7 protein-coding genes are annotated in these 26,204 nt (G+C 76.4%); 6 read left to right on the top strand and 1 reads right to left on the bottom strand.

Annotated elements, in window-relative coordinates; translation table 11 throughout:
* Nucleotides 1–72: 72 nt before the first annotated feature.
* Nucleotides 73–1,119 carry a lactonase family protein gene (locus ABZ449_RS04550; RefSeq protein ID WP_360340064.1) on the bottom strand — a complete coding sequence of 349 codons (1,047 nt, stop codon included), beginning with the start codon at nt 1,117–1,119 and terminating at the stop codon, nt 73–75.
* A gap of 298 nt (nt 1,120–1,417) precedes the next feature.
* Between ABZ449_RS04550 and ABZ449_RS04545 the strand changes: the two genes are divergently transcribed.
* The 6 genes from ABZ449_RS04545 to ABZ449_RS04520 all read left to right on the top strand — a co-directional run bounded on the left by ABZ449_RS04545 (nt 1,418) and on the right by ABZ449_RS04520 (nt 26,192).
* The gene (locus ABZ449_RS04545) at nt 1,418–2,467 is read left to right on the top strand and encodes an NAD(P)-dependent alcohol dehydrogenase (RefSeq protein ID WP_360340061.1); all 1,050 of its coding nucleotides are present in this window, start codon (nt 1,418–1,420) and stop codon (nt 2,465–2,467) included.
* Nucleotides 2,468–2,515: 48 nt separating this feature from the next.
* Nucleotides 2,516–4,339, top strand: coding sequence for a glycoside hydrolase family 15 protein (locus tag ABZ449_RS04540; protein ID WP_360340058.1), 1,824 nt, complete (start codon nt 2,516–2,518; stop codon nt 4,337–4,339).
* Nucleotides 4,336–5,706 carry a glucose-6-phosphate dehydrogenase gene (locus ABZ449_RS04535; RefSeq protein WP_360340055.1) on the top strand — a complete coding sequence of 457 codons (1,371 nt, stop codon included), beginning with the start codon at nt 4,336–4,338 and terminating at the stop codon, nt 5,704–5,706. Before ABZ449_RS04540 ends, ABZ449_RS04535 begins: the two co-directional genes overlap by 4 nt.
* Nucleotides 5,707–5,714: 8 nt before the next feature.
* Complete coding sequence (locus ABZ449_RS04530; protein ID WP_360340052.1) at nt 5,715–6,266, top strand: gluconokinase; 552 nt, start codon at nt 5,715–5,717, stop codon at nt 6,264–6,266.
* Between the two features lie 788 nt (nt 6,267–7,054).
* Nucleotides 7,055–8,422 (top strand): serine hydrolase domain-containing protein, encoded by a 1,368-nt coding sequence (locus tag ABZ449_RS04525; RefSeq protein ID WP_360340049.1) that lies wholly within the window; start codon nt 7,055–7,057, stop codon nt 8,420–8,422.
* 130 nt (nt 8,423–8,552) lie between these two features.
* Nucleotides 8,553–26,192, top strand: coding sequence for a non-ribosomal peptide synthase/polyketide synthase (locus ABZ449_RS04520; protein ID WP_360340046.1), 17,640 nt, complete (start codon nt 8,553–8,555; stop codon nt 26,190–26,192).
* Nucleotides 26,193–26,204 lie beyond the last annotated feature (12 nt).

Raw genomic sequence — 26,204 nt, 5'->3', positions numbered from 1 at the left:
TGGGGTGGTGGTGGTCGGGCGGCTTTTGTTGGTGGGCGCGGGTGGGGCGGGGCCCCGCCCGGCCCACCACGGTCAGCCGAAGAGGACGGCGGAGGCCGACGGGACGGGCAGCGAGCCCGCCCGGCGCGGGACGCCCGTCGCGTCGTCCACGTCGAACCAGGTGACGTCGCCGGAGTGCTCGTTCGCCGCGTACAGGCGGGTGCCCGTGGGGCCGAGCACCAGGTCGCGCGGCCAGCGGCCCCCGCAGGGCACCGAGGTGACCACCCGGGCCCGCTCGCCCGTCCCGTCGAGGGCGAGCACCACGATGGTGTCGGTGCCGCGCTCCGCCGCCCACAGGAACCGGCCGTCGGGGGAGACCACCGGAGCCGACGGGGAGACCGGGCCTTCGACGCCGTCGGGGAACAGCGGGACCTCCCCGACCGGGTCGAGCGCCCCGGCCGCCGCGTCCCAGCGGCAGACCGTCACGACCGGGCGCAGCTCGCCGAGCACGTACGCGTGGTGGCCGGACGGGTGGAAGGCGAGGTGCCGCGGACCGGTGCCGGGCGGCAGCGCGGTCTGCGACCGCACGGTCAGCCCGCCCGTCGCCGGGTCCAGGGCGCAGATCCGCACCGAGTCGGTGCCGAGGTCGACGCTGAGCACCCAGCGCCCCGAGGGGTCGGGGAGCACCTGGTGGGCGTGCGGGTCCCGCTGACGGTCCGGGTGCGGCCCGCTGCCGCGGTGGCGCAGCACGGTGCTCGGGGGCCGGGGGGTGCCGTCGGCGGCGAGCGGCAGCACGCTGACGCTGCCGGAGCCGTAGTTGGCGGTCAGCAGATGGCCCTGGCCGAGGCTCAGGTGGGTGGGGTGGTCCCCGTCCACCGGGACGGGGGCACCGAGCGGGCGGGGGACCGCGGCGGCGAGGTCGTAGGCGGTGACGGCGCCCGGCTCCGTCTCGGACACGGCGTACAGCACCGGCCCGTCCGCGGCCCGCCCGATGGCGAGGTAGGACGGGTCCACGGCGTCGACGACACCGGTGGCGGTCAGCGCCCCGGTGTCCGGGTCCAGCGAGGCCAGGACGATCCCGCGCCCGCCCGTCGAGGTGAACGAACCGATGAAGGCCCGCTCCGCGCCCCTGTCAACCACCGCAACCTCCGTCGTCCGCCGTTCGCGCTCAGACGCTAGCAGCTGCCCCGGTGCCTCCGGCAGGGCCACGCGGCGCCGGGCGGGCCGGCTCCGGCCGCGCGGTGCGCGGTTTTTCACCGGAATGCACCGCTGCCGGCGGCGGCCGGATCGCGGACGGGCCCGATCCCCGGGAACGTGGGAACCGTCGGCCGCGCGGCCCGTCACCGGTCATCACCGGTCGCCGCCGGTGTCGGCGGGGAGGGAGCCGTATCGATCCGCACGCCCGTGGTGGTGGCGCGACGGCAGGAGGGAACGGCCGGTGAAGGCCTTCGTGATGAAGGAGATCGGGCAGGTGGGCTTCCTGGAGAAGCCCGTACCGAGACCCGGCCCGAACGACGCCGTGGTGCGGACCACCAGGGCGCTCGTCTGCACGTCCGACTCCCACACCGTCAAGGGCGGCATCGGCCCCCGGGAGAACCTCACCCTCGGGCACGAGGCGGTGGGCGTGGTGCACGAGGTGGGCGGCGAGGTGAAGGACTTCGGCCCCGGTGACCGGGTGCTGGTCGGCGCCATCACGCCCGACTGGGGCGACCCGGCCTCGCAGAACGGCCACCCCTCGCAGTCGGGCGGGCCGCTCGGCGGCTTCAAGTTCGCGAACCTCAAGGACGGGGTCTTCGCCGAGTACTTCCACGTGAACGACGCGGACGCCAATCTCGCGAGGATCCCCGACACCATCTCCGACCAGGACGCGGTCTACTGCGCCGACATGCTCTCCACCGGCTTCATGGGCGCCGAGCACGGCGCCATCCCGATCGGCGGGACGGTCGCCGTCATCGCGCAGGGACCGGTGGGCCTGATGGCGACGGTCGGGGCCAGGCTGCGCGGCGCCGGGCTGGTCATCGGGGTCGAGTCGGTGCCCAGCCGGCAGAAGCTCGCCCGGACGTACGGGGCGGACGAGATCGTGGACTTCACCAAGGAGGACGTCGTCGAGCGGATCCTGGAGCTGACCGACGGGCGGGGCGTGGACACCGCCGTCGAGGCGCTCGGCGCGGACGCGACCTTCCAGACCGCGGTCAAGGTCACCAAGCCCGGCGGCACGATCTCCAACACCGGCTACTTCGGCGAGGGCGAGTTCGTCCGCATCCCACGCGTCGAGTGGGGCGTCGGCATGGCGGACAAGACCATCACGACGGGGCTCTGCCCGGGCGGCCGGCTGCGGATGGAGCGGCTCCTGCGGGTGCTCGCCGGCGGCCGCGTCGACCCCTCGCACCTGACGACCCACGAGTTCCGCTTCGACGACATGGAACGGGCCTTCGAGGTGTCGGACAAGAAGCTGGAGGACGTCGTGAAGGTGATGATCACCTTCTGACTCCGGCACTCCCCGATCGGCTCCCCGGCACCGCGGAAGCGAGGCGGCATGTACGACCCCGACCCACCGTTCCGGCCGGTCCACCGGCGCAAGGGCTACCTGCCGCTGGAGGACCTCGGCCTCATCGGGAACGGCGCGACCGCCGCGCTGGTCGGCCTGGACGGTTCCATCCCGTGGATGTGCCTGCCCCGGTTCGACTCCGAACCGCTGTTCTGCGGCCTGCTGGACCACGCGCGCGGCGGCCACTTCACCCTCGCCCCGGAGGACCCGGTCGAGGCCAGGCAGCGCTACGAACCGGACACCGGCGTCCTGACCACCGAACTGCGCGGCCCCACCGGCCTGGTGCGCCTCACCGACGCGCTGACCCTGCGCTCCGGCGCCGACCTCACCGACGACGTGCCGGCGGACCGGGGCGAACTCGTGCGCTCGGCCGTGGTGGTGGAGGGAACCGTCCGCCTGCGCGCGGAACTGGAGCCGCGCGGCGGCGCCCAGGCCCGGGCCCTGTTCAGCGGACTGGAGGTACGGCCGAACCGGCGCCCGGACCTGCGCCTGCACCTGCGCTCCAACCGCCCGCTGACCGGCCTGCGCAGCACCCACGAACTGCGGCAGGGCGAACGCCTGGACCTCGTGCTGTCCTGGGGCCGCTTCCACCGCCACCACCGCTTCGACACCGACGCGACCCTGAAGGGCACCGCCGAGGCCTGGCGCCGCTGGATGGGGCACTTCACCTACGACGGCCCCCAGGAGCCGCTGGTGCGGCGGGCCGCGATCACCCTCAAGCTCTGCGACGACTGGGCCAACGGCTCGCTGGTCGCCGCCCCCACCTCCTCGCTGCCCGCCCCGATCGGCGGCATCCGCAACTGGGACTACCGCTACAGCTGGATCCGCGACGCGGCGTTCGCCGTGTTCGCGCTGCGCCGGATCGGCTTCAGCGGCGAGGCCGACGCCTTCCTCGGCTGGGTCCTGGACGCCTTCGAGGCCAGCCGGGGGCCCCGGATCATGTACGACCTGCGGGGCGGCCCGGTGCCGGACGAGGTCGAGGACGGGGAGCTGGAGGGCTACCAGCGATCCGCCCCGGTGCGCTGGGGCAACGGCGCCGCCGACCAGCGCCAGCACGACGTGTACGGCGAGATCCTGGACTGCGCCGACCAGTGGCTGCGCGCCGGCGGCGAGATCCAGCCCGGGCTGTGGGCGGGCCTGGCCAAGCTGGCCGACACCGCCGGGCACGCCTGGCGGCAGCCGGACCAGGGCATCTGGGAGGTGCGCAGCGAGGGCCGGGTGTTCACCTACTCGGCGGGCCTGTGCCAGGTGGCCCTGGACCGGGCCGCGCGGATCGGCGAGCGGCTCGGCCTGCCCGCCGGGACGGACCGCTGGCGCGCCTCGGCCGAGGAACTGCGCCGGCTCATCCTGGAGCAGTCCTGGGACGAGGACGCCAAGACCCTCAGCGCCCACCTGGACGGCGGCGGCGCGTTGGACGCGAGCCTGCTCGCGCTCCCGCTGCGCCAGGTGGTGCCGGCCGACCACCCGCGGATGGTGGCCACCGCCACGGCCGTCTCCGAGCGCCTGTCGGCGGGCGGCGGGCTGCTCTACCGCTACCTGCACGAGGAGTCCCCGGACGGCCTGCCGGGCGACGAGGGCGCCTTCGTCCTGTGCAGCTTCTGGCTGGTCGACAACCTGATCGGTCAGGGCCGGATCGAGGAGGCCGAGGAGCTGTACCACTCGCTCTGCTCCCGGGCGAGCCCGCTGGGGCTGATGTCCGAGCAGATCAACCCGTCCACAGGAGAGTTCATGGGCAACTTCCCCCAGGCGTTCAGCCACATCGGGATCATCGCCGGCGGCGTCAGCCTCGGCCGGGCGAGGGCGGGCGGATGATCGACCGGCTCGCGATCCTCGGCGCGACCGGGGACCTCAGTGCCCGCTTCCTGCTGCCGGCGCTGGCCGCGCTGCGGGCGGCGGGACACGTAGGCGACGCGCTGCGGGTGACCGGGGCGAGCCGGGAGGACTGGGACACCGAGCGGTACCGCTCCTGGGTCGCGGCCCGGCTCGAGCAGCACGGCGGCGACCTCCCGGCCGAGGCCAGGGAGGCGGTGGCGGCTGCCGTCCGCTACCGCCGGGCCGACGTCACCGACCCGGCGGACGTCGCCGCGGTCGTCGCCGGCGAGGGACCGGTGGCCGTCTACCTCGCCCTCCCGCCGGCCCTCTTCCCCTCCGTGATCACCGCTCTGCACGCGGCGGGGCTGCCGGCCGGCAGCCGGATCGTCCTGGAGAAGCCCTTCGGCGAGCACTTGGCCGGCGCGCAGGAGCTGAACCGGCTGCTGGCCGACCTCGTGCCGGAGCGGGCGGTGTTCCGGGTCGACCACTTCCTGGCCATGACGACCGTCCAGAACGTGCTCGGCAGCCGGCTGGCCAACCGGGTGCTGGAGCCGATCTGGAACAGCACCCACATCTCCCAGGTGGACATCGTCTGGGACGAGACGCTGGCGCTGGAGGGCCGGGCCGGGTACTACGACCGGGTCGGGGCGCTCAAGGACATGATCCAGAACCACCTCCTGCAACTGCTCTGCCTGGTGGCCATGGAGCCGCCGATCACGCTCGGCGAACGGGATCTGCGCGACCGCAAGGTGGACGTGCTGCGCTCGGTGCGGCCGCTGACCGAGCACGACGTGGTGCACCGCACCCGGCGGGCCCGCTACCTGCCCGGCCGGATCGGGGAGCGCGACGTCCCCGCCTACGCCGACGAGGAGGGCGTGAGCCCGGAGCGCCGCACCGAGACCTTCGCCGAGGTGGAACTGGAGCTGGACAGCTGGCGCTGGGCCGGGACGCGCTTCCGGCTGCGCAGCGGCAAGGCGCTGGGCGAGGACCGCAAGGAGGTCGCGGTGCACTTCCGCCCGGTGCCCCACCTGCCGTTCGGCCACAGCGGTGAGGCCCGGCCGAACGTGCTGCGCTTCGAGCTGGAGCCGGAGGGGCTGACCCTGGAGCTGACCGGCATCGGAGCCCACGCCCACGGGCTGGCGCCGGTGGTGCTGACCGCGGGGATGGAACCGCAGCGGCTGCCCGCGTACGGCCGGCTGCTGCTGGACGTGCTGAACGGGGACCCGGCGCTGTCCATCCGGGGCGACGAGGCCGAGGAGGCCTGGCGGGTGCTCGAACCCGTGCTGACCGGCTGGGAGCGGGACCTGGTCCCGCTGGAGGAGTACCCGGCCGGCTCGCAGGGGCCGCCCCCGCAGTTCTGGCAGTAGGTGCTCCGATGGACCCCGGCAGCGCGCGCCGCGCCCCGTGCGTCGTGGTCATGGGGGTGGCCGGCACCGGCAAGTCGACGGTGGCCCGGCTGCTCGCGCGGCGTCTGGAGGTTCCCTTCGCGGACGGGGACGACTTCCACCGGCCGGACTCCATCGCCCGGATGGCGGCCGGCGTCCCGCTCGACGACGGGCGGCGCCGGCCCTGGTTGGAGGCGATCGGGCGGTGGCTGCGGGACCGGGACGCGGCGGGCACCGGCGGCGTGGTCACCTGCTCCGCGCTGAAGCGGCGCTACCGGGACATCCTGCGGGCGGCCTGTCCGGGCGCCTTCTTCCTGCATCTCACGGGCGGCCGCGAGCTGCTGGCGGACCGGATCGGCGGGCGCACCGGCCACTTCATGCCGCTGTCGCTGCTCGGCTCGCAGCTCGCCGCGCTGGAACCGCTCGAAGCGGACGAGCGGGGTGCCGCGCTGGACGTCAGCCCGGCGCCCGGGGTGCTGGTGGACGCGGCGCTGGACCTGTTGCCGGGGCCGGGTGGTTTCACTCACGGCTCAGCCGACTGATTCCATCGCGTTCCGGCACACCCGTCACAGGAGTCCGATAAATCACTCGAATATTGCGGCGAATAGCTGTTCGAGTTGCTGGTGAGATCTGAACCTCACATTTTCAGCCAAAGAATTCGCGCCCGTCGTCGGGCGTTCCGGGCCGGCCGGGAGTCGCACCTGGGATTTTGGCGTTCCGATTACCGCCGGGGTCGCTTTCCGTTCAATCGGAAGGGGTTGCGAGCGGCTGACCCGCCGTGAAGACTGTTGCGCGTTCGTCGTCCGGACGTTCGGGACGGCAGGGATTCCGCGGCTCCTCGGCCCGGTCGGCGCGTTCCGCGCGACGGGTGCGGGGGCGGATCGCGAAAAAGGGGGATGGGCATGCCGGGTACGGCCGTTGCGCAGGTGGGGGCGGGGAGAGCGGCTGGTCGCCGGGGGACGGGAATCTGTTCGAACGCTCCGGCCGGGTAAGGGTATTCGGCCGTTCGCGGTTCACCGCGGGCAGGCCCGCCGTTCATCGTGCGGAGGAATTCGGGTCGCATTCGCACCGTCCGCTCCGGGCGCGTCGGTGCGCCCCGGAACGGCTCCCTGAGGGCGGGCGCGGCGCCCGGCCGCGAGTGCCCCGGGGATTCCCGTTCCCGGGCCGGCCGGTCATGGGCGACGGGGCTTCCCGCGATTCCCCTCGTTCCCGCGCGTCCTGAAGCGGGCGGCGGCCGGGAATTCCCCGCAGTGCCGCACTCCGATCCGCAATTCCACCGCGGGCGCCCGGCGCGCCCGCACCCGAGAACCAGCCGACGGGAGCTTCCGCCATGCCGTACGCCAGCCCGGCGCCCACGAGAGAACGGGTGCCGCTCCTCCCGCGCAGCGAGCTGCAGCACCGGCTCGACGCGCTCGCGCGTGCCCACCGGGTGCCCGGCGCCCAACTGGTGCTGGACACCGGTGCGGAGACCGTCGTCCTGCACACCGGGGTGGCCGACACCGGCACCGGGACGCCGTTCACGGAGGACACCGCCGTCCCGGTGGGATCGCTCACCAAGCCCTACACGGCCGCCCTGGTGATGCTGCTCGCCGACGACGGCGACCTCGATCTCGACGATCCGGCCGCCGAGTACCTCCCGGAGCTGAGACAGCTGCCTGAAGTAACGATTCGTCACCTCCTCGGCCACACCGGCGGACTGCCCAGCGGGCCCGACTCCGACGCCGCCGCCCGCACCACCGCGACGCGCTACCTGTCCGCGGTCTGCACCGCCGCCGACGCGCTGTTCCGGCCCGGCACGGACTTCTCCTACTCCAACGCCGGCTACGTCGCCGCCGGGCGCCTGGTCGAGACGGTGACCGGGATGCCCTGGCACGAGGCGGTGCGCGCCCTGCTGCTCGAACCCTTGGGCACCGGGCCGGTGTTCGTCGACACGGCCGCGCCCGGGCGACCGGTCGCCGCCGGACACGCGCTCAACGCCGCGACCGGCCGGCCCCGGGCGGTCCGGCAGAACCTGGCCCCGCTGGAGGCCCCGGCCGGCGCCCTGCTGGCGAGCGCCGCCGACCTCGCAGCCCTCGGCGCCGCCCTGGTCGGCCGGTCCAAGGCGCTGCCCCCGGACGTGGCCGAACCGATGCGCCGCCCGTACCACGCCGCCCGGCCGGGAGCACTCGCGGACGGCTGGGGCGCCGGCGTGGCGCTCTACCGGCAGGACGAGAAGACCTGGTGCGGCCACGACGGCAACGCCATGGGCACCTCCTGCCACCTGCGGGCCGACCCGGACAGCGGGACGGTGGTCGCCTTCACCGGCAACGCCGGTGCCGCCACCGCGCTCTGGCGCGAACTCGCGGCCGAACTGGAGGAGCTGGCCGGCGTGCGGGTGCCCGCGGCGATCGAGCCGGTGGCCGCGGGCGGGCCCGTGCCGCCGGCCGAACCCGGCGCCCTGGCCGCCTGCGCGGGCGACTACCGCAACGGCTCCGTGCGCTACCGGGTCGAGTCGGCCGGCGACGGAGCGGCCACCCTCTCGGTGGACGGCGACCCGCCGATCCCGCTGCGCTGCTACACCGACCTCTCGTACGACCTGATCGCGCCCGACACCGGCCGTCCCGAGCCCGGCGGACGCTTCCACCGGGACCTGGCCACCGGCCGGATCGACCGGGTGCAGGTCTCCGGCCGCACGGCCCGTCGGGCCGCCTCCGGCTGAGCGGGCCCGGCCCCGCCGCCGTACGCCCGAACCACCCCGCACCGCCGCCCCGCCCGTCTCCGGGCCCGAGGGCCGGCTACCGCCTGCCCCGGCGCCCTCGTCGCCGCCTCCATCGGAAGGACCTTCCGCCATGGCCGACCGGCCTGCCCAGCCCGTGCGCCCGTCCGCCCCGCCGCAGGCCGGCGGCACCGCCGAAGCCGTCGGAGGCATCTCCCGGACGCCTCGGACCCTGGACGCCCTGTTCGCCGCCCAGGCGGCCCGCACCCCGCTCGCGCCCGCGCTGACCGACGGCCGGCGCAGCTGGACGTACCAGGAGCTCGCGCGACGCGTCGAGCGGCTGGCCCGCGAGCTGCGCCGGCGCGGCGCCGGCCCGGAGCGGACGGTGGCGCTGGTCCTGCCGCGCTCCATGGAGCTGGTCGCCGCCGAGCTCGCCGTCGTCCGGGCGGGCGCCGCCTTCCTGCCCGTGGACCCGGCCTACCCCGCCGAGCGGCGGGCGCTGATGCTCGCCGACGCCGCCCCCGCGATCGTCCTGGACGATCCCGCCGCCGTCCGCGCCGCCCTGGAGACCGGGCCCGCCGACCCGGAGGGAACGGGCGCGCCGGCCGCGGCCGGCACCGACCACCCGGCGTACGTGATCTACACCTCGGGCTCCACCGGCACCCCCAAGGGCGTGGTCGTCACCCACCGGGGGATCGCCGGTTTCACCGCGGCGGCCGTCGAGAACTACGCCGTAGGGCCCGGCGACCGGGTGCTCCAGTTCTCCTCGCCCAGCTTCGACGCCTCCGTCCTGGAGCTGTTCGTCTCCGTCCTCACCGGCGCCACCCTGGTGATCCCCCCGGAGGGCCCGTGGCTGGGCGAGGAGCTCGCCGCCGTCCTGGACGAGCACCGCATCACCCACACCCTGATCCCGCCCGCCGCCCTGGCCACCGTCCCCGCCGGCGCGGGCCGCCACCTGCGCACCCTGATCGTCGGGGCCGAGGCCTGCTCCGCCGAGCTGGTCGACCGCTGGGCGCCCGGCCGACGCATGATCAACTCCTACGGCCCGACCGAGGCCACCATCGTCGCCACCTGGACCGGCCCGCTCACCGCCGGCACCGGCGCCCCCACCATCGGCGCCGCCCTGCCGCACGCCCGGGTGTACGTGCTCGACGAGGCCATGCGACCCCAGCCGCCCGGCACCGACGGCGAGCTGTACCTCGGCGGCGAGGGCGTCGCCCGCGGCTACCTCGGCAGACCCGGCCTGACCGCCGCGCGCTTCGTCGCCGACCCCTTCGGCGCGCCCGGCGACCGGCTCTACCGCACCGGCGACCGGGCCCGCTGGACCGCCGACGGGCAACTGGACTTCCTCGGCCGGCTCGACCGGCAGGTCAAGGTCCGCGGCTTCCGGATCGAACCCGGCGAGATCGAGGCCGCGCTGCGCGCCCACCCCGCCGTCGACCAGGCCGTCGTGACGGTCCGCGAGGACGAACCCGGCCACGCCCGACTGGTCGGCTACGCCACGCCCGCCGACCCGCGGCGGGCCCCCGACCCGGCCGAGCTGCGCACCGCCCTGGCCGCCGCGCTGCCCGCCCACCTGGTGCCCGCCGCCGTCGTCGTGCTGCCCGAGTTCCCGCTCACCCCGCAGCTCAAGATCGACCAGCGGGCGCTGCCCGCACCCGCCCGGCAGAGCGCCGCCGCCCGCACCGTCCCGCGCACCGAGCGGGAACGCGATCTGGCCGCCGTCTGGGCCGAGGTCCTCGGCCTCGACGCGGTGGGCGCCGACGACGACTTCTTCGACCTCGGCGGCGACTCGATCCTCGCCGCCCGCACCCTGGCCCGGATCACCGAACGCCTGGGCGTGCGGCTCACCCTGCGGGACGTCTTCACCGCCCGCACCGTCGCCGCCCTCGCCCCGCTGCTCGACCGGGTGCCCGCCGCCGCACCGACCGGGCCGATCCCGCCCGCCCCGCGCGGGGAGCCGCTGCCGCTGTCCAGCGCCCAGCGCCGGCTCTGGTTCCTGGACGACCTCGCCCCCGGCGGCACCGAGAACCACACCGGCGTGGCCCTGCGGCTGCACGGCGCCCTCGACCGGGACGCCCTCGCCCGGGCCCTGCACCGGCTCACCGCCCGGCACGACTCGCTGCGCACCACCGTCGCCACCGTCGACGGGCAGCTCGTCCAGTACGTCGCCGAGCAGGCCGAACTGCCGCTGCGCACCGAGGACCTCGGCGCCCTGCCCGACGGGGAACGCGCCGAGGCGGTCGAGCGCCTGCTGACCGAGGAGCTGCGGCGGCCGTACGACCTGGCCCGGGGCCCGCTCGCCCGGGCGCTGCTGGTCCGGCTCGCCACCGAGGAGCACCTGCTGCTGCTGGCCCAGCACCACATCGTCACCGACGGGTGGTCGGTGGGCGTCCTCACCCGCGAACTGGCCGCCCTCTACCGGGCGCAGGCCACCGGCGAACCGGACGCCCTGCCCGCCCCCGCCCTCCAGTACCCCGACTTCGCCCACTGGGAGCAGCGCCGGCACACCGACCACGCCCCGGACCTCGCCTACTGGAAGCACACCCTGGCCGACCTGCCGACCCTGCGGCTGCCCACCGACCGCCCCCGGCCCGAGCAGCGCACCACCAACGGCGCGGCGCACCGCCACCGCCTGCCGGCCGACCTGGTCGCGCGGCTGCGCCACCTCGCCGCCGGCCGCGGCACCACCGTGTTCACCCTGTTCGCCGGGGCCGGCGCACTGCTGCTCTCGCGCCACTCCGGCCAGCGGGACGTCGCCTTCGGCACCGTCACCAACGGGCGGGAGCGACGGGAACTGGAGGAGGTGACCGGCTTCTTCGTCAACACCGTGGTGCTGCGCGCCGACGTGGACGAGCGGGCCACCGTCGACCACTTCGTGGAGGGCATGCGCACCACCCTGCTGGACGCCTTCGCCCACGCCGAAGTGCCCTTCGACCGGGTCGTCGAGGAACTCGCCCCGCCCCGCGACCCCAGCCGCACCCCGCTGGTCCAGGTCGTCGTCGTCCAGCAGACCCCGGTCGCCCCGGCGCCCGCCGGGGGTCTGCGCTTCACGGACCACCCGCTGCCCCGACCGGCCGCCCGCTTCGACCTGGTGCTGGAGTTCGCCCCGGACGCCGACGGCGGCTGCACGCTGACGGCGGAGTACAACACCGACCTGTTCGACCGGCGGACCGTGACCGCGCTGACGGGCCACCTGCACCGGCTGCTGGCCGGGATGGCGGACGGGCCGCAGCGCACCCTCGCCGAGCTGCCGATGATCCCGGAGGAGGAGCGGCGGGCGCTGCTCGACACCTGGAAGCCGGACACCGCGCTGCCCGCGGCGCTCACCCCGTCGATGGCGCCCGGCTGGACCCGCGGCTACGTCCTTGACCGCGCGCTGCGCCCCCAACCGCTGGGTGTGCCGGGCGAGTTGTACCTGGCAGGTGACTTCCCCGGCGAGGCGGGGGCCATCGAGGAGCGGCTCGTCGCCGACCCGTACGCCGGCCAAGGAGGGACGCTGTACCGCACCGGGGAGCTGGTGCGGTGGACCGCCGACGGCGAACTGGAGCACCTCGGCCGCGTCGAGCAGTGGGCCAGGCCCCGCGGGCTGCGGGTCGACCCGGACGAGGTGGCGCGGGCGCTGCGGGCCTGCGCCGGCGTGGCCGAGGCCGCCGCCGTCCTCACCGAGGCCCCCCGGCGGCTGGTCGGCTACGCGGTGCCCGTCCCCGGCGGCCGGATCGACCCCGAGGCGGTGCGCCGCACCCTCGCCCTGACCCTGCCCGACCACCTGGTCCCCGCCGTCGTGGTACCGCTGACCGCCCTGCCGCTGGGCCCCGACGGCACGCTCGACCGCGGTCGGCTGCCCGACCCCGGGCCGGCGGCGACCGCCGTCCGCCACGTCGCCCCCCGCACCCCCGCCGAACGTGCGCTCGCCGGCATCTGGGCCGAGGTGCTGCGGCTGGAGCGGGTCGGCGCCGACGACAACTTCTTCGACCTCGGCGGCGACTCCATCCTCGGCATCCAGGTGGTGGCCCGCTCCCGGCAGGTGGGGCTGGCGGTGACCTCCCGGGACCTCTACCGCCACCAGACCGTCGCCGCGCTCGCCCTGGCCGCCGAGGACGCCGAGGCCCCGGCCGCGCCCGCCCCGGTGGCCGCCACCGGGCAGGCCGTGCCGACCCCGATCCAGCGCTGGTGGCTCGACAGGGCCGACGGCCGGGCCGACCACTTCGGCCAGGCGCTCTCCCTGCTGCTGCCCGGCGACCTGGACCGGGCGGCCCTGGAGGAGGCCCTGAACGACCTGGTCGCCCACCACGACGCGCTGCGCTCGGCCTTCACCGCCCCGGACGGCGCCGGCGCCGCGCGCTGGTGCGTCCAGGAGCCGGGCGCCCGGCTCACCCTGGCCCGGCACACCGGCGCGGACCAGGACACCCCGCACTTCGGCCCGCACGACCTGAGCGGCGGTGGGCCGCTGCTGCGCGCCGTGCTGCACGAGCGCACCGGGGGCCGGCCCCCGGTCCTGCACCTGGCCGTCCACCACCTGGTGGTCGACGGGGTCTCCTGGCGGGTGCTGCTGGAGGACCTCGACACCGCCTACCGTGCCCGCCGCGAGGGCCGCGACGGGGCGGCCGCCCTACCGGGGAAGTCCTCCCCGCTGCGGCAGTGGGCCGAGCGGCTGAGCGCCTTCGCGGCCGAGGGCGGCTTCGAGGACGAGACGCCGTACTGGGCCCGGGCCGTGCCCGCGCGGCCCGCCGACACCGAGCCGCCGGCCGATGAATGGCCGGCCGCCGAACTCGACGGCCCCGACACCTACGCCACCGAACGCTCCGTCACCGTCCGCCTGAGCGCCGCCGACACCGCCGCCCTGCTGCGCACCCTGCCCGACACCTACCGCACCCAGGCCAACGACGTGCTGCTGAGCGCGCTGGGCCGGGCGCTGTGCGGGGCGAGCGGCCTGGAGCGGGTCCTGGTGGACGTCGAGGGCCACGGACGCGAGGAGCTGTTCGCCGACCTCGACCTCAGCCGCACCGTCGGCTGGTTCACCACCCGCCATCCCGTCGCCCTGGCCGTGCCCGCCGGAGCCGACTGGGACACCGTCCTCAAGCGGGTCAAGGAGCAGCTGCGCGCCGTCCCCCGGCGCGGCCTCGGCTTCGAGGCGCTGCGGTACCTGGGGCGCCCCGGCACGGCGCCCGAGGCGCCGCCCGCCCGGATCGGCTTCAACTACCTGGGCCGCATCGCCCTGCCGCAGGAGGCCGACGGGCTGTTCCGCGGCACCTTCCGGCCGCTGGAGCTGGACGCCGACCCGGGCGTGGTGCGCCCCCACCCGCTGGAGGTGGTCGGCCGCCTCGACGGCGACGCGTTGGAATTCACCTGGTTCCACTCCACCGCCGTCCACCGCAGCGAGACCGTCGAGGCGCTCGCCCGGCGCTTCGCCGACGAACTGGCCGACCTCGCCCGCCACGCGGCCGGCCCCGGCGCCGCCGGGCGCACCCCGTCCGACTTCCCGCTGGCCCGGCTCGACCAGGCGGCGGTGGACCGGATCACCGGCGCCGACCCGGGCGCGGTGGAGGACGTGCTGCCGCTCACCGCGACCCAGTCCGGCATGCTCTTCCACGGCCTCGCCGAGGAGGACAGCGGCGCCTACTTCCAGCAGCTGGACTTCGTCCTGGACGGCGTGCCCGACCCGGCCCGCCTCGCCGCGGCCTGGCAGTGGGTCACCGACCGCACCGCGGTGCTGCGCGCCCGCGTCCGCTGGCAGGAGGTGCCCGAGCCGGTGCTGGTGGTGCACCGCCGGGCGGCCGTGCCGGTCACCCACCTGGACTGGCGCGAGCTGCCCGAGGAGGAGCGCCGGACCCGGCTCGCCGAGCTGCTGGACCGTGACCGGGCCCGCGGCCTCGACCTGGTGCGGGCCCCGCTCCAGCGCCTGCTGCTGATCCGGCTCCCGGAGAACCGGGTGCGGGTGCTCTGGTCCTTCCACCACTTGATCCTGGACGGCTGGAGCCTGTTCCAGGTGCTCTCGGACGTCTTCGCGGCGCACGCCGCCCTGGCCGGACCGGGCCGCGACGGCGAGGTCCCGTACGGCACCGTCCCGGAGCGGCGGCCGTACCGCGACTACCTGGCCTGGCTGGCCGAGCGCGACCACGCGCAGGACGAGGGGCACTGGCGCGGCCGCCTCGCCGGGCTGGCCGAGGCGACGCCGCTGCCGTACGACCGCGAGCCGGTGCAGAGCCACCGTGCCGAGTCCACCCGGGCCGTGCCGTTCACCCTGCCCGCCGCCGCGACCAGGGCGCTGGAGGACCTCGCGCGCGGCGCCGGGCTGACCCTCAACACCCTGGTCCAGGGCGCCTGGGCGGTGCTGCTGGGCCGCCAGGCCGGGCGGGAGGAGGTGGTGTTCGGCACCACCTCCTCAGGGCGGCCGCCCGAGCTGCCCGGTGTCGAGTCGATGACCGGCCTGTTCATCACCACCCTGCCGACCCGCACCACGGTGCCCGCCGAGGGCACCCTGGTGGACTGGCTCAGGACCCTGCAGCGGGAGCAGAGCGAGGACCGGCGGCACGGCTTCGTCCCGCTCACCCGCCTGCGCGCCGGCACCGAACTGCCGGAGCAGGCCTCCCTGTTCGACAGCCTGGTGGTCTTCGAGAACTACCCCGTCGACGAGGAGGCGGCCGACGCCCACGGCCTGCGGCTGCGCGACCTGGACGGGATCGAGACCACCAACTACCCGCTCACCCTGCTGGCCGACCCGGGCCCGGAGCTGTCCCTGCGGCTCTGCTACGACCCGCGGCTGTTCGACGAGTCCACCGTGCGGCGGCTGGCCGGACGGCTCACCGCCGTCCTGACCGGACTGCCCGACGGTGCCCACCGGCCGCCCGCGCGGCTGCCGCTGTTGACCGAGCGGGAACGCCGGCGCGTCCTGGTCGACTGGAACGCCACCGCCGTCGAGGAGCCCGCCGCCGACATCGCCGAGCTGTTCGCGGCGCAGGTGCTGCGCACCCCCGCGGCCGTCGCCCTGGAGGCCGGCGACCGGCGCCTGACCTACCGCGAGCTCGACGCCCGCGCCGCCGAGCTGGCCGGACGGCTGGCCGCGTACGGGGTCCGGGTGGAGCAGCCGGTCGGGGTGCTCATGGAGCGCTCCGTCGAACTGGTCGTCGCCCAGCTGGCGCTGGTCCGCGTCGGCGCGGTCTACGTGCCGCTGGACGGCCGGGCTCCGCACGAGCGGCTGCACCGGATGCTCGCCGAGGCCGGCGCCGACCTGCTGCTCACCGACGCCCACCGGGCGCCGGCGGCGGCCGAACTGCGCCCCGCCGAGCGGGTGCTGCGGGTGGACCTGCCCGGCGGCCGGCAGGCGCCGGCCCCGGCGGGCGTCCACCCCGACAACGTCCAGTACCTGATGTTCACCTCGGGCTCCACCGGCACCCCCAAGGGCGTCGCGGTGCGCCGCCGGGACGTCGCCGCGCTCGCCCTGGACCGCGCCTTCAGCGGCCACGACCGGGTGCTGGTGCACTCCCCGCACGCCTTCGACGCCGCCACCTACGAGCTGTGGGTGCCGCTGCTGCGCGGCGGCACCGCCGTCCTCGCCCCGCCCGCAGACCTGGACGCCGCCGCCGTCCGGCACGCCGTCACCGAGCAGGGCGTGACCTGCCTGTGGCTGACCGCCGGCCTGTTCCGGCTGCTCGCCCAGGAGGACCCGGGCTGCCTGCGCGGCGCCCACGAGGTGTGGACCGGCGGCGAGGCGGTGCCCGGCGCGGCCGTCCGCAAGGTCCTGGCGGCCTGCCCCGGCCTCACCGTGGTCGACGGCTACGGGCCCACCGAGACCACCACCTTCGCCACCCGCCGGGCCTTCCGCGCCGGCGACGAGCTGCCCGCCGTCCTGCCGATCGGCCGCCCGCTGGACAACACCCGGGTGTACGTCCTGGACGGCGCGCTCCAGCCGCAGCCGCCCGGCGTCACCGGCGAGCTGTACATCGCCGGGGCCGGCCTCGCCCGCGGCTACGCCGGCCGCCCGGGCGAGACCGCCGCCCGCTACCTCGCCGACCCCTTCGGCCCGCCCGGCGGCCGGATGTACCGCACCGGCGACACCGTCCGGTGGAGCGAGGACGGCGAACTGCACTTCGTCGGCCGCGCGGACGACCAGATCAAGATCCGCGGCTTCCGGATCGAACCCGCCGAGATCGAGGCCCGGCTCACCGCCCACCCGGCCGTCGCCGAGGCCGTCGTCTCGCTGCACCAGGACGCCGGACGCAAGCGCCTCGCCGCCCACCTGGTGCCCGCCGAGGGCGCCGAACCGCCCGGCGCCGCCGAACTGCGCGCCCACCTGGCCGCCGACCTGCCCGACTACATGCTGCCCGCGGCCTTCGTCACGCTGCCCGAACTCCCGCTCACCGCCAACGGCAAGGTGGACCGCCGGCGGCTGCCCGCCCCCGACTGGTCGGCGGGCGGCGACCGCCCGCACCGCGCCCCCGGCACCGACCGCGAACGGCTCCTCGCCGCGATCTGGGCGGAGCTGCTCGGCGTCGAACGGGTCGGACTGGACGACGACTTCTTCCTGCTCGGCGGCGACTCCATCCTGAGCATCCAGGTCGTCTCCCGGGCCCGCGCCGCCGGACTCGCCCTCTCCCCGCGCGACCTCTTCCGGCACCCCACCGTCGCCGCGCTGGCCGCGGCGGCCGGCAGCGCCGTCACCGTCGCCGGGACCGAACCCGTCAGCGGCGAGGTCGGGCTGACGCCGATCCAGCACTGGTTCCTCGACCCGAACCCGCCCGCCGCGGAGCACTTCGACCAGTCCCTGGTGGTGGAGGCCCCCGCAGCCGTCGACCCGGGGGCGCTGCGCCGGGCGCTCGCCGCGCTGTGGGCCCACCACGACGCGCTGCGCTCCCGCTTCACCCGCGGTGACGACGGCGCGTGGCGCCAGCACTGCGCCCCCGCCGAGGAGGCCGCGCCCGAACTGCTGGAGGTCCACGACCACGGCGACGAGGAGGCGGTGACCGAGGCCGCCCACGCCTCCTTCCGGCTGGACGGCGGGCCGCTGTTCACCGCCCGGCTGTTCACCGGCACGGACGGCACCCGCCGCGACCGGGTGCTGCTCGCCGTCCACCACCTCGTCGTCGACGGCGTCTCCTGGCGGGTGCTGCTGGAGGACCTGGAGACCGCCTACCGGCAGGCCGTCGAGGGCCGCCCGCTGCGGCTGCCCGTCCGCACCAGCTCCGTCCGGGAGTGGGCCCGTCGCCTGGCCGAGCACACCGCCGCCGGCGGCTTCGCCGGGCAGCGCGCCCACTGGGCGGCCGCCGTCCGGGCCTGCGCCCGGCCGCTGCCGGTGGACGGCGACGGCGGCAACACCGCCGCCGACCTGCGCGAGGTGACCGTCCACCTGGACCGCGAACGCACCGACGCCCTGCTGCGCGAGGTCCCCGCCGTCTACCGCACCCGGATCGACGACGTGCTGCTCACCGCGCTCGGCCGGGTCCTCGCCGAGTGGACCGGGCACGGCACCGTCGCCGTCGGCCTGGAGGGCCACGGCCGCGAGGACGGGCTGTTCGACGGCCTCGACCTGTCCCGCACGGTCGGCTGGTTCACCTCTCTGTTCCCCGTCGCCCTCGACGTCCCGGCGGGGGACTGGGGCACCGCCCTGAAGGCCGTCAAGGAACAGCTGCGGGCCGTGCCGGACCGCGGTGTGGGGTACGGCGCGCTGCGCCACCTCGCCCGGGACGAGGCGCTCGTCGACGCGCCCGCCCCCGGCATCAGCTTCAACTACCTGGGCCGCTTCGACTGGTCCGCCGCCGGCGCCGCCCTGGTCGGCGCCGTCCCCGGCGGCCTCGGCGGCGCGGAGGCGCCCGGAGCCGAGCGCCCCCACCTGCTGGACGTGGTCGCCCGGGTCGAGGACGGCCGGCTGGAGATCGGCTGGTACTACAGCGGCGGCCGGCACCGCGCCGACACCGTCACCGGGCTGGCGCAGGCCATGCTGGGCGCGCTGGAGGAGATCGTCGCCCACTGCGCCGAGCCCGGCGCCGGCGGCCGCACCCCCTCCGACTTCCCGCTCGCCCGGCTCGACCAGGCGGCGGTGGACCGGATCGCCGGGGACGGCCGCTCCGTCGCCGACGTCCACCCGCTGACGCCGATGCAGGCCGGAATGCTCTTCCACAGCCTGCTCGACCCGGACGGCGACACCTACGTCAACCAGGTCCAGCTGGTGCTGACCGGCGTCAGCGATCCGCACGTGCTGGCCGAGGCCTGGCAGCGGACCGCCGATGCCAACGCCATCCTGCGCACCCGGCTCAGCTGGCAGGACGGTGCCGAACCGCTGCAGGTCGTCCAGCACCGGGCCACCGTCCCGGTGACCCACCACGACTGGACCGGACGCCCCGCCGAGCAGGTCGCACGGGACACCGCCCGGCTGCTCGCCGAGGACCGGGCGGCCGGGCTCGACCTCACCGCCGCGCCGCTGCTGAGGCTGACCCTGATCCGGCTGACGCCGACCCGGGTGCGGGTGGTGTGGACGTTCCACCACGTGCTGCTCGACGGCTGGAGCGCCGCCCAGGTCTTCGACGAGGTGTGCGAGCGCTACGCCGCCCTGACCGCCGGACGCCCGCCCGCCCCGGTCGAGCGCGCCCCCTACGCCGACTACCTGCGCTGGCTGGCCGGCCAGGACCGGGCGGCCGTGGAGCGGTACTGGCGCGACACCCTGGCCGGCTTCCCCGCCCCCACCGAACTGCCCCGGGACCGCCGTCCGGCCGGAGCCCACGGCGCCTCCTCCTCGGCCTCCGTGCGGGTCGCCCTCGGTGCCGAACTGTCCGAGCGGCTGCGCGACACCGCCCGGCAGGCCGGGCTGACCGTCAACACCGTGCTCCAGGGCGCCTGGGCGCTGCTGCTCTCCCGCTACGGCGGCGGGCCGGACGTGGTGTTCGGCACCATCGTCTCCGGCCGGCCCGCCGAACTCCCCGGCGTCACCTCGATGGTGGGGCTGTTCATCAACGCCCTGCCCACCCGGGTGCGGATCGACGACCGGCGCCCGCTGCTGGACTGGCTGCGGGAGGTCCAGGACCACCAGTCCGAGGCCCGCCGGCACGACGCCGTCTCGCTGGCCCAGCTCCAGGGCTGGAGCGAACTGCCCGGCGGCACCGCCCTGTTCGACAGCCTCGTGGTCTTCGAGAACTACCCCTTCGACGCGCAGTCGCTGAGCCGGCACGGCCTGGGCGCGGAGACCGAGCACGTGCTGGAGCCCACCAGCTACCCGCTCAGCGTGGTGGTGGCGCCCGGCGAGTCCATCGAGGTCTCCCTCGACCACGACCCGGCCGCCTTCGACGCCGCCACCGTCGAACGGCTCGGGGCGAGCCTGCGCACCCTGCTCGCCGGGATGGCGGCCGGCCTCGACCGGCCGACGGGCGAACTGCCGCTGCTGGACCCGGCCGAGGGACGCGAGCTGCTGGAACGCCTCGGCGGCCCGGTGCGCGAGGCGCCCCGGCGCACCCTGCCCGAGGCCTTCGCCCGCCAGGCCGCCCGCACCCCCGACGCCCCGGCCGTGCGCTCCGGCGACGAACTGCTGACCTACCGGGAGCTGGACGAACGCTCCAACCGGCTGGCCCGGCTGCTGATCGAGGCCGGGGCCGGCCCCGAGCGCTTCGTCGCGCTCGCCCTGCCCCGCACCGTCGAGCTGGCCGTGGCGCTGCTCGCGGTGCTCAAGAGCGGCGCCGCCTACCTGCCGGTCGACCCCGGCTATCCGGCCGAGCGGATCGCCTACCTCTTCGAGGACGTCCGGCCCGACGCCGTGATCACCTCCGCCGCGACCGGAGGACGGCTCCCCGACGGCCCGTCCACCCGGATCGTCCTGGACGACCCCGACTGCCGCGACCGCCTGGCCGCCGCCCGCACCGACGCCGTCCACGACGGGGAGCGCCGCGGCGCCCTGCTCCCGGAGCACCCCGCGTACGTCATCCACACCTCCGGCTCCACCGGCCGCCCCAAGGGCGTGGTGGTCGCCCACGCCTCGGTGCTCGCCCTGACCGACTGGGCCGCCGCCGAGTTCGCCGGCCACGGCCTGGACCACGTCGTCGCCGCCACCTCGCTCAACTTCGACGTGTCGGTGTTCGAGATCTTCGCGCCGCTGCTCTCCGGCGGCTGCGTGGAACTCCTGCGCGACCTGCTGGCCCTCGCCGAACGCCCCGGCCCCTGGCGGGCCGGCCTGCTCAGCGCGGTGCCCTCCGCGCTCGGCGGACTGCTCGCCGACGGGGCCGTGCGCCTGGCCGCGGACACCGTGGTGCTCGCGGGCGAAGGACTGCCCGCCCGCACCGTGCGCCAGGTCCGCGAGGCCGTCCCCGGCTGCCGGGTGCTGAACATCTACGGCCCCACCGAGGCCACCGTCTACGCCACCGCCCACACCTGCGACCCCGCCGACCCGGACCGCGACCCGCCGATCGGCCGGCCGGTCGGCGGCGCCTGGGCCTACGTCCTGGACGAGCGGCTGCGGCCGGTGCCCGTCGGCGCGCCGGGGGAGCTGTACCTGGCCGGCACCGGCGTGGCGCGCGGCTACCTGCGCCGCCCCGGGCTGACCGCCGCCCGCTTCCTGCCCGACCCCTACGGCCCGCCCGGCAGCCGGATGTACCGCACCGGCGACCGGGTGCGCTGGAGCGCCGACGGCGAGCTGGACTACCTCGGCCGCGCGGACGACCAGGTCAAGGTGCGCGGCTTCCGGATCGAACTCGGCGAGGTCGAGGCCGCGCTGGCCCGCCACCCCCGGGTGTCGGCGGCCGCCGCCCGGGTGGTCGACCAGGGCGGCCACAAGCGGCTGGTGGGCTACGCGGTGCCCCGCGACGGTGCCCTGCCCGACCCGGCCGAGTGGCGGGCCTTCCTCGGCCGCACCCTCCCCGACCACCTGGTGCCCGCCCTGGTGGTGCCGCTGGAGCGGCTGCCGCTCGGCGCCACCGGCAAACTGGACCGGCGCGCCCTGCCCGAACCGGCCCCGGCCACCCGGGCCGCGGGCGGCGACCGGCCGCCGCGCACCGACGCCGAACGGGCCCTCGCCACGATCTGGCGCGAGGTGCTCGGGGTGCCGGAGGTGAACGCGGACGACAACTACTTCGCGCTCGGCGGGGACTCCATCCTCGGCATCCAGATCGTCTCGGCGGCCCGCCGGGCCGGCCTCGCGCTGACCCCCCGGCACCTGTTCGCCCACCAGACCCTGGCGGAACTCGCCCGCGCCGCCGAACAGGCGCCGCGCCCCGGGACGGCCGCCGACCAGGGCGCCGTCACGGGAGAGGCCCCGCTCACCCCCGTCCAGCACTGGCTGCTGGACACCCTCGACGGCGACCCCGCCCGGCTCACCCAGTCCGTCTCCTTCACCCTCGCCCCCGACACCGACGAGCCCACCCTGCGGGCCGCGCTGGCCGCCGTCCTGGACCACCACGACGCGCTGCGGCTGCGCTTCGAGGAGCCGGCCGACGGCCGGTGGCACCAGCACGGCACCGCACCCGGCCGGGCCCCCGAGCTGCGTGTCCACCAGGCGGGCGCGGACGAGGACCGGGAGGCCGTCCTGCGGGAGCTCGGCGAGCGCCTCGCCGAGGACTTCGACCTCGCCGACGGAGGGCTGCTGCGGGCCGCGCTCTGCCGCTTCCCCGGCGACCCCCGCCCGGTGCTGCTGCTGGCCGCGCACCACCTGGTCGTCGACGCGGTGTCCTGGCGGATCCTGCTGGAGGACCTGGAGCGCGCCCACCGCGCGCTGAGCGCGGGCGAGCGGCCCGACCTCGGCGCCAAGACCACCTCCTTCCGGGCCTGGGCCGAGCGGCTCGCCGGGCACACCGCGGCCGGCGGCTTCGACGCCGAACTCCCGTACTGGCAGGGCCTGGAGAACGGCGCCACCACGCTGCCCACCGACCTCGACGGCGCCAACACCGCCGACACCGAGGAGTCGCTGACCTTCGCCCTGGACGCCGAGGACACCCGCCGGCTGCTCCAGGACGTCCCGGAGGCCTACCGCACCCGGGTCAACGACGTCCTGCTCTGCGCCCTCGCCCGGGTGCTGACCCGCTGGACCGGACGGGACCGCGCCCTGGTCACCCTGGAGGGCCACGGCCGCGAGGAACTCCTCGACGGCGTCGACCTGTCCCGCACCGTCGGCTGGTTCACCGCGATGTACCCCGTCGCCCTGGAGGTGCCCCGGGACGCGGACACCGGCACCGCCCTGAAGGCCGTCAAGGAGACCCTGCGCGCCGTCCCGGGCGGGGGCCTGGGCCACGGCGCCCTGCGCCACCTCAAGCCGGTGCCGGGCCTGGCCCTGCCGCAGATCGGCTTCAACTACCTGGGCCGGCAGGACTGGAGCGCCACCCCCGGCGGCCTGCTGCACGCCCCGGCCGGCCCGCTCACCGGCGGCATGGACCGCGCCGCCCACCGCCCCCACCTGCTGGACGTGCTCGGCCGGGTCGCCGAGGGCCGGCTCTCCTTCACCTGGTCCTACTCCCGCGAGGTGCACCACGGCGCGACGATCGCCCGGCTGGCCGCCGAACTGCTGGACGAGCTGCGGGAGATCGTCCGCCACTGCGCCGAACCCGGCGCCGGCGGCCGCACCCCCTCCGACTTCCCGCTGGCCGGCCTGGACCAGGCCGCCGTCGACCGGCTGGCCGGCACCGGACGGGAGGTGACGCAGATCCAGCCGCTCACCCCCACCCAGACCGGCATGGTGGTGCACGGCCTCGACGAGGCCGAACACGGCCTGTACGTCGAGCAGATCACCTTCGTGCTGGACGGCGCCCGCGACCCGGGCCTGCTGGCCGCCGCCTGGCAGCACGTCGTCGACCGCACCCCGGTGCTGCGCACCTCGGTGGCGCTGCGCGACGTCCCGGTGCCGCTCCAGCTGGTCCACCGGCAGGCGACGCTCCCGGTCGCCCAGCACGACTGGAGCGACCTGGGCGCGCCGGAGCGCGAAGCCCGGCTGGAGGAACTGCTCGCCGGGCGCCGGGCCCACCCGATGCCCCTGGACCGGGCCCCGCTGCTGCGGCTCGACCTGATCCGGCTCGGGCCGGACGCGGTCCGCGTGGTCTGGGCCTTCCACCACGTGCTGCTGGACGGCTGGAGCGTCTTCCACGTCCTCGCGGACGTGCTGGCCGCCCACGCCGCCCTCGCCCGGGGCGAGCGGCCCGAGCTGCCCGAGCGCCGGCCCTTCGCCGACTACGTCGGCTGGCTCGCCGCCCGTGACACCGGCGCCGCCGTCGAGCACTGGCAGGGCGTCCTGGCCGACCTCTCCGCCCCCACCGCGCTGCCCTACGACCGCCGGCCCGCCCAGGGCGACACGGCCCGCTCAGGGCAGTGGCTCTCGCACCGGCTGGACGAGGAACGGACCGGGCGGCTCCAGGAGTTCGCCCGCCGCCACCGCCTCACCCTCAACACCGTGGTGCAGGGCGCCTGGGCGCTGCTGCTCTCGCGCTGGAGCGGCGAGCAGCGGGTCTGCTTCGGCACCACCGTCTCCGGCCGGCCCGCCGACCTGGCCGGCTCCGACGGGATCGTCGGCCTGTTCATCACCACCCTGCCCGCCCGGGTCGCCGTCGACGGCGGGCTGCCCTGTGCCGACTGGCTGCGCACCCTCCAGGAGGAGCAGGCCGAGGACCGCCGCTTCGACCACCTGCCGCTGGCCCGGATGCACGGGCTGAGCCAGGTCCCCCCGGGCACCGAGCTGTTCGACAGCCTGGTGGTCTTCGAGAACTATCCGGTGGGCGACGCCACGGCCGGTGCCCACGGCCTGCTGGTGCGTGAACTGGACGCCCGGGAGGCCACCAACTACCCGCTCACCGTGGTCGTCTCGCCCGGCGAGCGGCTCGCCGTGGAACTCGGCCACGACCCCCGCTTCCTCGACCGGGAGACCGCCGGGCGCCTCGCCGACCAACTGCTGCACACCCTGTCGGCGCTGGCCGATTCGGACGGCACCACCCCGCTGGACGAACTCGACCTGCTGCCGCCCGGCGAACACGAGCGGCTGCTGCACGGCCCGGCCCGCCCGGCGCTCGCCCCGGTGCCCCCGGCGACCCTGCCCGCGCTGGTCGAGGCCGCCGTCGACCAGTGGCCGCAGGCCGTCGCCCTGAGCGCCGCCGGCCTGGAGCTGACCTTCGCCGAGGCCGAGGCGCACGCCAACCGGCTGGCCCACCGGCTGATCGCGCGCGGCGCGGGCCCCGGGGAGATCGTCGCCCTGCTGCTGCCCCGCTCGGCCGACACGGTGCTCGCCGAACTGGCGGTGGCGAAGACCGGAGCCGCCTTCCTGCCCGTCGACCCGCACTACCCCGAGGAACGGATCGAGGCGATGCTGCGCGACGCGGCGCCCGCCCTGACCCTGGACGCCAAGGAGGTCGCCGGCCTCCTCGCCGCCGAGCCGGACGGCGCCCCGGGCCACCGCCCCACCGACGCCGACCGGACCCGCCCGCTCGACCCGGACGACCCCGCCTACGTCATCTTCACCTCCGGCTCCACCGGCGCCCCCAAGGGCGTCGTCGTCACCCACCGCGGACTCGCGGCCTTCGCCGCCGCCGAGGCCGAGCACTACCGGGCGGCCCCCGGGGACCGGGTGCTGGCCTTCGCCACCCCCAGCTTCGACGCCTCGGTGCTCGAACTCTGCCTGGCCCTGCCGCACGGAGCCCGGCTGGTGGTGCCCGAACCCGGCCCCCTGCTCGGCGCCCAGCTGGCCGGGCTGCTCCGGGCGGAGCGGATCACCCACACCCTGCTGCCGCCCGCCGCCCTCGCCACCCTGCCGGCCGACACCCCCGGCAGCCTGCCCGCCCTGAAGACGCTGATCGTCGGGGCGGAGGCCTGCGGCGCCGACCTGGTCGCCCGCTGGGCCCCGCACCACCGGATGGTCAACTCCTACGGCCCCACCGAGGCCACCGTCGTCGCCACCTGGTCCGCGCCGCTGACCGCGGACGGCGCCGCCCCGCCGATCGGCCGCCCGCTGCCCGCCACCGGCGCGTACGTGCTGGACGCCCGGCTGCGACCGGTGCCCGACGGCGTCCCCGGCGAACTGTGGCTGAGCGGACCGGCCCTGGCCCGCGGCTACCTCGGCCGCCCCGGCCTGACCGCCACCCGCTTCACCGCCGACCCGTACGGCCCGCCCGGCGGCCGGATGTACCGCACCGGGGACCTGGTGCGCCGCGACCGCCACGGCGAACTGCACTACCTGGGCCGCACCGACCACCAGCTCAAGCTGCGCGGCCACCGGATCGAGGCGGGCGAGGTGGAGGCCGTGCTGGCGCGCCACCCGGCCGTCCTGGACGCCGTGGTGAGCATCCGGGAGGACGAGCCCGGGCTGCCCCGGCTGGTCGCCCACCTGCTGGCCGCGCCCGACGCCGAACCGCCCACCGGCGCCGAACTGCGCGCGCTGGCCGCCCGCTCGCTGCCCGGCCACATGGTCCCCTCCGCCTTCGCGGTGCTGGAACGCTTCCCGCTCACCGCGAGCGGCAAGACCGACCGCGCCGCCCTGCCCGCCCCCGCACCGGAGGAGGCCGGACCGGCCGAGCGGGTCGAACCCCGCACCCCCACCGAGGAGGCGGTGGCGGAGATCTGGACCGAGGCCCTGCACACCGCCGTCGGCGCCACCGACGACTTCTTCCGGCTCGGCGGCGACTCCATGCGCGCCCTGCTGATCGCCTCCCGGGCCAACGATGCCTTCGGCGTCACGCTCACCCCCCGCGACGTACTGGTCTCCCGCACCGTGGCCGCCCTGGCCGACCTGGTGGAGGACCTGGTGCTCAGCGAACTCGAAACCGCCGCACTGGGCGGCCCCGACGAAGCCGCCGCCTCCGGCAGCCCCGACGATGACGAACGGTGAGGAGCCGACGAC

The sequence above is a fragment of the Kitasatospora sp. NPDC005856 genome, assembly GCF_040629945.1.
Lineage (GTDB): Bacteria > Actinomycetota > Actinomycetes > Streptomycetales > Streptomycetaceae > Kitasatospora.
This window is presented reverse-complemented; position numbering and strand designations above follow the sequence as displayed.